General features: G+C 51.7%; 6 protein-coding genes. 1 reads left to right on the forward strand and 5 read right to left on the reverse strand.

Annotation, left to right across the window (positions count from 1 at the left end):
* A partial coding sequence (locus tag BZG83_RS14965) for an ABC-F family ATPase (protein ID WP_077481725.1) occupies positions 1-1372 on the forward strand: 1372 nt, incomplete at its 5' end.
* A 73-nt stretch (positions 1373-1445) separates the two neighbouring features.
* Here the strand turns inward: BZG83_RS14965 and BZG83_RS14970 are convergent.
* From BZG83_RS14970 to BZG83_RS14990, 5 genes are all read right to left on the reverse strand, one after another.
* A complete protein-coding gene (locus tag BZG83_RS14970; RefSeq protein WP_077481727.1) occupies positions 1446-2024 on the reverse strand; it encodes an Lcl C-terminal domain-containing protein in 579 nt (192 codons plus the stop codon).
* The gene (locus BZG83_RS14975) at positions 2024-3487 is read right to left on the reverse strand and encodes an Lcl C-terminal domain-containing protein (protein WP_158074974.1); all 1464 of its coding nucleotides are present in this window, start codon (positions 3485-3487) and stop codon (positions 2024-2026) included. Before BZG83_RS14975 ends, BZG83_RS14970 begins: the two co-directional genes overlap by 1 nt.
* Positions 3488-3530: 43 nt before the next feature.
* The gene (locus BZG83_RS14980) at positions 3531-5807 is read right to left on the reverse strand and encodes a proprotein convertase P-domain-containing protein (protein ID WP_077481731.1); all 2277 of its coding nucleotides are present in this window, start codon (positions 5805-5807) and stop codon (positions 3531-3533) included.
* A 9-nt stretch (positions 5808-5816) separates the two neighbouring features.
* A complete protein-coding gene (locus BZG83_RS14985) occupies positions 5817-7985 on the reverse strand; it encodes a TonB-dependent hemoglobin/transferrin/lactoferrin family receptor (protein ID WP_077481733.1) in 2169 nt (722 codons plus the stop codon).
* A gap of 12 nt (positions 7986-7997) precedes the next feature.
* Positions 7998-8373: prolyl oligopeptidase family serine peptidase (locus BZG83_RS14990; protein ID WP_158074975.1), on the reverse strand; the 376-nt coding region annotated here is incomplete at its 5' end.

The raw sequence follows: 8373 nt of genomic DNA on the forward strand, positions 1-8373 counted from the left end.
GTATTCAGTGATTGATACGGTGATGATGGGTGACCGCAAGCTGTGGGAGATCAAGCAAGAGCGCGAGCGTATTTATTCTCTGCCAGAAATGAGCGAAGAGGACGGCATGGCTGTGGCTGAGCTAGAAAGCCAGTTTGCAGAAATGGACGGTTATACCGCAGAAAGCCGAGCTGGCGATATTCTTTTGCAAGCGGGCATTGCCGAAGAGCTTCACTTTGGCCTGATGGCGCAAGTGGCGCCGGGGTGGAAGTTGCGCGTGCTGCTTGCTCAAGCCCTGTTTGCCAATCCTGATATTTTGCTGTTGGACGAACCGACCAACAACTTGGATATTCACACCATCAACTGGTTGGCGGGTGAGCTGCAACAGCGCCAGTGCACCATGATTATTATCTCGCACGACCGTCATTTCTTGAACGCCGTATGTACCCACATGGCGGATATTGACTACGGTGAACTGCGTGTATATCCGGGTAACTATGATGACTTTGTTGCGGCATCTAGCTTGGCACGCGAGCAATTGCTGTCGAGCAACGCCAAAAAAGAAGCCGAGCTGAGTGAGCTGCAAGACTTTGTGAATCGCTTTGGTGCTAATGCCTCTAAAGCCAAGCAAGCCAGTTCACGCGCCAAACGCATGGAAAAGATCCAGCTTGATGAAGTCAAAGCATCAAGCCGTGTGCATCCTTATATCCAATTTACCGAAAGCAAAAAGCTCCATCGCCAAGCGGTTGAATTGAAAGAGCTGGGTCATGGCTTTGAAGATGGCCTGTTATTCGATAACGGTCACCTGCTGCTTGAAGCTGGCTCACGACTGGCTGTGATCGGTGAAAACGGGGTGGGAAAATCAACCCTACTGCGCTGTCTTGTGGGTGAATTGAGCCACCAGAAAGGCACCATTAAGTGGTCTGAAAATGCCGCGATTGGCTACTGCCCGCAAGATAACAGTGCCGAGTTTGATAACGATCTCACCCTGTTTGAGTGGATGTCACAGTGGCGCACCGCCAAGCATGATGATTTGATTGTTCGTGGCATTTTGGGTCGCTTGCTGTTTTCGGCTGATGATGTGAATAAAAAAGCCAAAAGCTGCTCTGGTGGTGAGAAAAACCGTCTGATGTTTGGCAAACTGATGATGCAAGATATTAATGTGATTGTGATGGACGAGCCAACCAACCACATGGATATGGAAGCGATTGAAGCACTTAACAAAGGGCTAGAGCAATTCCCCGGTACTTTGATTTTTGTCAGCCATGATCGCGAATTCGTCTCCTCGCTCGCCACTGACATTATTGAGATTAAAGACCAACAATTGTCGCACTTTAACGGCAGTTACGATGAGTACCTCGCCCACTTAGAAAAAGTACGTGCGGTGGCTTGATCACTTCGGTTATCGATCACCACTAACCATCATCTCGCCCCAGCCACAGTCGATGTCGCTGGGGCGATGTCGTTTATTGGTCAGTCACTAGCAGCACACTGCCCTCAAGCTGCGTCGGCCCGTAAGCAAAGATCTCCGCGTTACGCACGTCAAACATCAAAATCGTATTATCCGCTTGCACATGACTATTGCTCCACACGTAAGCGCGTACATCACCACTGCCATAGCCTTCTTCTGACGTAGAGTATGGGAATCCGGCGGCAAATGCCTTTGGATTAAGCGCGGGTTTCATGCAAGCATGTTCAGCCAAAGACGCTAGCTCTTTAATATTGGGCATGCGCCATTGCGTGTGACCGGCAAATTGATGCAGCGGATGCGCTTGGCTTTGATTGATCGCCTGCACTTCATTAAGTGCGGCTTGCCAATACATTCCGGTGCCCTCGCCACGACACGCCTGCTGTTCGGCTTGCCAGGTTTTACCCAGTGGGCAACGCATCCACGTTAATCCGGTAAAGGTGTCCGTTACCGTGCCATTATCATCAAAGCTGTAACGGACATTCGGTGCCGTTTTGGTTAAATCAATCGAGCATTCTTGGCCTGCCCATGCAGTTGCAGATGCGAAGATACTGGCGGCAATGATCAGCTTGTTCATTATTTTTCTCCTTGGGCGACAAGACGAATAGGCAGTTGCCATGAGGTGTAGTCAGACTCGACCTGATCGCTATAGATCTCGAGCGATACCGTGGTGCCACGATCACTGCCTCGTGTTTGCGGCAGCTGGATATAGCGCGCACCCGGCGTCGCAAATGCGGTATATTCGGTTAAGAAAGAGGTGGAAGACCACAGCAAGCCGGCATCGTATTCACTGGCAGAGGATTGATGAGGGAAATACTGCGTATCGAGCCCATAAACACGCCCATCGCTATCGGTTTGCGTCTCGCCGAAATCAATCAGGCTATACAGTTCAATAAAAGTGGGTAAGCGCCATTGATCAATGCCACAGACCTGTTGCTGATTTAGGTACGCTTGGTATTGGGCCGTGGTGCAAATACCCTCAGCGTCTTTGCAGCCTGTCGCCTCAATGTCTTTGCCAAACGGTTCGAACTGTCCAGGCACTTGATAGGCATAAAGGCGATCAACATATCGCGGGGATTGAGGATCCGTGTGTTTGCTCTCCCATACTAGTCCGCTGCGATTATCTTGCACGCAATCCCACGTGGTGGCGCTATCGGGCAAAGGCTGACCCTTACCATCTAGTTTGGTAAAGCTAAACCCACCTTCCTTTGCATCAAAACCATAGTCAGCATCTTGACCAGGGTAATCGACAGGCGCGGTGGCGACATCCCCGCTGTCGGAATAATAGCTAACAATGCCGGTATCGTTTACAGGACGCATTTGAGTCCGTTCATCCAACTCAACCAAAATCGCGTTAAGGTCCGCGTCGCTTGGCGCACCTTTAAGTAAAACATCCGCGTAACGCGCCAATTCGCCGCTTAGTAGCGCTAGCATGCGATTCGCCCGCGTAGGCGTCATGCCTGATATCAGAGATAAAACGTTATTTTCAAGCTGTACAAAACGGTTATCCGCTCCGTTGGTAAGCAAGTCCGCTTGCGTCGTGATGTCCATTGCCTCGAGTTGTTCACGCAAATTGGCAACCGCATCTTGATACGCATCCCCAGCCGCCATATTGCTGGCGACCAGTGTGCTGATCACATTGATGTCATTGCCGGTAGTCTTGCGCACGCCGGGAGCAACAAGGAATGCATTCGCTTGGCGAGGCGCGTCAGCCTGCGCATCCATTCGTTGCGACGATAACGTGGTCACGCCGGTGTCGATTTGCGCGACAATCGGTGAGGATAAAATGGCTTTATCGGCGCTGGTGAGAGTAAACGCCCCTTGCTCCGCTTGTGTGGTGGGCTCGTTGGCGTTACAGGCAAAGTCACCATTTAAATCCGCACAAACGGTTTCGTTACCGGTGGCATTGGTGGCGCTAATGGTACCAGAGACACTATAGGTCGGCGCGATCGAGTCGCTTGCACTCGTTTCTGATCCAGAACCATTACAGCCTGCCAGTAGCAATGCACTGGCGAGTAGAGAGTAGTTAAATTTCATCATATCTGTCTTTTTAGTAAGGATGTTAAGGTGATTGAATAATGCGTTATCGGGACTCGCCCTTTCGTGCTCGCCAGCCGCCCCAAAGCAAGCCCACCAGCAGCAGTGGCCATGACAACACGCCGCCTCCCGAGCTAGCGCTATCGAGCGCATCTTTGGTACTAAGGTCGGTATCTTGGCAGTCAAATCCCGTCACGCGTCCCACTTGCCATGCCACCAGCTCACCACGGCTGCCTTGGGCATAGTCCGTCACTTCAAGACGCCAATTCCCCGCAAGAGGTTCGCCATCAAAGGCTTGTAAAAGGCCGTCGTGCTGGCTGGTCCAATAGCGCACTAAGTCATCGCTCTGATGGGCGGTATTGGCGTGTAGCGTCACCCGTGTGCCTGCGGGTGAGACGAGAACAACGCGTAAATCTGATGGGCTGGCATGGTTGATATGGAGGTACACGCCAAGATCGGAGCGAATGGCATTCGTGTCATCGTTAATAATGAAGTTAAAGCTTTTGAAGCCATTGTTTTGCGCACCATTACTGGCCACCGATGCATCCGGCAAGGTCGCATTCAGGGTTTGGCGCGATTGGGTGAGTTGGGGCAAGCCTTTAATCACCGTCAAACTGTCTTGCCATTGATGGGTTTGCAACGTGTCATCAAATTGATAGTCAATTTGCGCATCAAGGGTCAGCGGCTGACCGCATTGCGCCGCAAGCGGCAGAGGAATAGAAAACGACTGAGCCTGGCTGAGTGTTTGATTAATGGACGTGGGCGCTCCACCTTCCACTTTAATGTCACCGCGAACTTTGGCTGTCCGCCCTTGTGGTGTTAAGCGTGTGTGGATTGCCGCGGTATCGGCAACATAACGCTGGCTTGTTTCAAAGCGAAACGGTGCTTTGAGCAAACCGTGTTGTTCAAAGTTCGCTTTCAACAAAGCTGCATAGTCGCGTGATGGATAATAGGTTTTAGCTACATAGAGCATGCTTTCTGCTAGATCGTGCATTTTCATGCCCCGGCCTAGCCCAAACATCGACTCCAGCACCAAGGTATCCATCTCTTTAAAGGCGGGTTCACCATACAGTGCGACCGCTTGCTTGAGGGTTTGGAACAAAGGCGTCGACCAAAGCTCATCCCCCAATTCACCACCGACATTTTCGTGCGCGCGGTATTCACTGCTCTCAAAATAGCGCGCTTTTTGATTCCATAAACTGCGCGTACCTTGCTTAAAGCCAAAATAACCATCCCAGTTAAAGACGGTATCAATCTCGAAGTCATCACCTTGTTGATACAAGGTGCGATAGCTGGCAGAGCCCGCCCAATAGTCAGCAAATCCCTCGCCCAAGGCGCCCGTGTGGCCATACGCCCAGTCGGGCAAAATATGGTAGTGAATACCGTGGGCCAGTTCATGGACCACGACATCGGCATCCAGTGTATCGGGCGAGCCCGACGCCCCAAACATCACCGCGTTAGGACCCACATAGTAAGACGAGTTGTTCGAACTTAAGGCGTGAGCATCAAAGCGTACCGGACCGTCAAATAATGAATACCCTAACGAGGACACATATTGCAGGGACTTATCCAAATGATAAAACGCCATCATTTGTGCAAAGTCTTGACTATCAAAAGGCAACGTTGTGAGCGACGCATGGCTTGCAAACTGTGTGACACCGTCCGGATTTAAAAACGAGACACTGTCACTTTTCTGCCATTGTCCAGACTCAGGGTTTTTGTCTTCAAAGGCGATAGCATCAACGGCTTGGACTCTGGGATTACTCAGGTAGAGGGTGTCGCCCACATCCAATAAAGAGACATCACGCATAACAAAACGTGGCGCGTGGGGATAATCCGCCAGCGTTGTCCAGAGCGTTTCAGGGGCGGGCTGTTTGTCCATACTACGCAGATCTGGATCAACCACATTGACGGTGCGCGTCACTAATTCTCCGTCTGATAGCGCTGGCGGCGCATCCGCGATCAGGCGACGCGGGATCTCAATCGCCGCCTCTTTCACTGCCTCACCCTGTCGGATCATGGTGTCGGTTAGGCTTTTATACACCCGAGTCACCAAACCGTGTTTATCGGTATGTAGCACCAATGTGCGCTGCGGCTGATACTCGCCACCACGATAAATATCAAAGTTATACTGACGACCAAGCAAACTGCTGGTTTGGTAGCGCAACGACAGCTCTCCCACCGACGGATAATGCGTGCGCAAATATTGCTGTGCTTGAGTGGCATCACTTGCTTGATAATTGCCCGCAGGGTAATCCCATTCCCCTGCCATGACATTGGTACTGGCAAGTGCCAACGCCACAAGACTGATCGCTGATTTCATGGTTCTTCCTTAAAACGCATAACGTGCRTTGAGGGTGAAGTAACGACCAGGCTCGGTCGAAAAACGGGTTTGTGATTCGGAAATACCGGCAACGTCTTGATAACGAATGTATTCGCGGTCTAACACGTTATAGACATTGAGATTGATAGAAGCTTGCGACGAGAACTGATAGCCCAAGCCAAGGTCAACGCTCGCCCAGCCAGACGTCTGAGCACACTCAGAGCGGGTGCCTAACTCGGTGTAGCACATGGGCGTGCGGGTCATCTGATCTGCCCAGTTCAAACGGGTATAACCGTTAAACGATTGGTTATCGAAGTGAAGTGAGACACTACCCTCTAGTGGGGATAAGTTGCGAACATACTCGTCATTGTCGTCTTTGCCGGAGATCCAGCCAATCTGACTTTTCGCTTGCCATTGTTCGGTAAATGCATAGGCCGCTGATGCCTCAACGCCATACGTTTTTACACCATCAAGGTTTTCATAGCGCTTCTCAAACAAACCAGTTTCTGCGTTGAAGCCCTTATCGGCAATATCAATAAACTGGCTAAACCGGTTGTAATACGCCGCGGTATACAAACGCAGCTTGCCGTCATCATATTTGGCCCCGAGCTCAAAACTATCGCTGGTTTCCGCGTCAAGAGACGGATTGGGCAGCACCACAAATGGCGTCACCGGCACAGAGGCATGGTTGGAGTAGCCATAGCTTTTGTCGTATTCAGGCGCTCGATAACCATGCTTATAACTGAGGTAGGTATTGAACGCTGGCGTCCAGTGATAAGCCACCGAAGCACTGGGCGATAACGCTGCACTGTTATTATCCGCCACACTCGCCATGCCAATGGCTTGGGGATCGTCTGCGCTCAATCGGTACGCATCAGCGCGTAGGCCCAGCATCACACGCCACTGCCCGATGCTCATTGCATCTTGCGCATAAACACCTAACGCATAACTCCGAGCAGGGGCAAAAGGTTGCGTATCACTCACCGTTACGCCGTTCCAGTCGAGAGTCGTTTTCGTCACAGGGCGTTCATGGTAAGCCGTTTCTAACACACCACCGTAAACCAGCGTATGCACCACGTCTCCGCTGATTTTCTCAGCGTTGGCGTCTACCGACCAACCGATTGACTGGTCTTGAAAACGGCGATCATCCAGCACCCGACGTTGCTCATTGATCCCCATGTTCCAGCGAGTCATCAAACGGTTCGTGTTCTGGGTAAAATCGGTATTTCGGTAATAGAGCTTGGTGTTGAGAGTTTCTAACCAAGGCTGCTGGGCGTGATATTCACTGCCAAGCCACAATTGCGAGGTTTCGATTTGTTCGGCTTGATCAAAGGTTTTGATATCCCACTTACCGTCAGGTTGAATCGATGCTGTGCCTTCTTGTCGCGATGCGTCTTCGCGGTAGAGCTTGGCTCGAGCACTTAGCTTCCAGCGATCGGAGACATAATGATCCAGACGCAACGACGCACTGCCACCATCCAAAGTGCGGTTATACAAATCTTGCTGATAATTACGGGTTTCTTCCCCTTCCCAATAGCTCACATCGAGCAACGCACTGGTATCACCRTGACGGAGCGCGAGACGACTGCCGACTCGGCCTTTATCACTGAGCTCGCTATAGGTAACTTGCGCGTCGGCGTACAGATCCTTGTTGCGGAGGAGATCGTCAGCGCTCAGCGATGTCACGATCACGGCACCGCCTAATGCACCTGACCCGTAACTGGTTGAGCTAGCGCCTTTCACGACTTGGATTTGCTTGGCGCTTGCGATATCAAAGGAATTACGCCCTGCTTTATCATTCAAATCAGCCGCCCCGAACCCATCCGCGACAGGGACGCCATCTTCCACAATCAAGATACGGTTACCGGACATCCCGCGAATGGTGATGTTTTGAGGGCGACCCGCTCCGCCCGTCACACTGACACCCGGTTCGTTTGTCAGTGCATCATAGAGCTCGGTGGCGCCTTTTTTTTGGATATCTTCGCCGCGGTAAATGGCGACCGAACCCGCTGTATCTGACGGCAATTCAGCAAATTTATTGGCCGTGACGACCAACGTCTCGACGTGGCGATTGGTCGCATCACCAGAGGTATTCTCCTCGGTGTTGGCAGAATTGGCGTGCACGGTGCCAGTAGCCAGTGCCGTCAGCACTGCCACAGAGACAGAAGACAATTTCATTTAATACTCCGGTTAGTTCACACGCTTCAGTTGGTGTAAGAGAAAGGCATAGTCGGTTGCTTGTTGCGTCAGCCCATGGCGCGCATCGGCTTGGTGGCCACGGGAAAAATCTGTCAACAACAAATAAGGGCCCGTTCGGGTGCTGGTTGCGGCTAAATGCGAAAGGTATTGCGCCCCTTCCCAAAAAGGAACCCGCTTATCGTCCCAGCCGACACGCACCAGCATAGGGGGATAAGGGTTTTGCTGGATGTTGCGCAAAGGATCATAGCCTTGCATGACCTCGCGCTGATCGCTCTGCGCGGGATTGCCCCATTCTTGGTATTGCTGTGCGGTTAACGGCAACGCCGGATTAGACATACTGCCCAGCACATCGACAAACGGAACATTG

This window comes from Salinivibrio sp. PR919 (assembly GCF_001995355.1).
In the GTDB taxonomy this organism is placed as follows: domain Bacteria; phylum Pseudomonadota; class Gammaproteobacteria; order Enterobacterales; family Vibrionaceae; genus Salinivibrio; species Salinivibrio proteolyticus.

Excerpts from the sequence above, each read along its gene's own strand:
- BZG83_RS14970 (WP_077481727.1), bottom strand. The coding sequence starts at position 2,024 with ATGAACAAGCTGATCATTGCCGCCAGTATCTTCGCATCTGCAACTGCA.
- BZG83_RS14980 (WP_077481731.1), bottom strand. The coding sequence starts at position 5,807 with ATGAAATCAGCGATCAGTCTTGTGGCGTTGGCACTTGCCAGTACCAAT.
- BZG83_RS14975 (WP_158074974.1), bottom strand. The coding sequence starts at position 3,487 with ATGATGAAATTTAACTACTCTCTACTCGCCAGTGCATTGCTACTGGCA.